At 30.7% G+C, this 205-nt stretch carries 1 protein-coding gene; it reads right to left on the reverse strand.

Features of this window, described 5'->3' with window-relative positions; genetic code table 11:
• Positions 1-205: hypothetical protein (locus FE392_RS22905; RefSeq protein ID WP_500692715.1), on the reverse strand; the 205-nt coding region annotated here is incomplete at both ends.

Genomic DNA, 205 nt, shown 5'->3' on the forward strand with positions numbered 1-205 from the left:
CTTTCCTGCTTTCCTCCAAGCACAAATCGGGCAAAAACGATTTTTACAATCATTCCCCTTTACTCGTTTCTTTTTCTTTTTATCTTTTGTAGCCACAAACTCATTAAAAGTACTACATGATTTAAACAATTCTCTACCACTCTCACTCATTTTACTCTCTATAAATCCATAAATCTTTATATTTTGTTTCTTTTTAGGTTGTAAT

The organism is Xenorhabdus santafensis, from assembly GCF_033949405.1.
Lineage (GTDB): Bacteria > Pseudomonadota > Gammaproteobacteria > Enterobacterales > Enterobacteriaceae > Xenorhabdus > Xenorhabdus santafensis.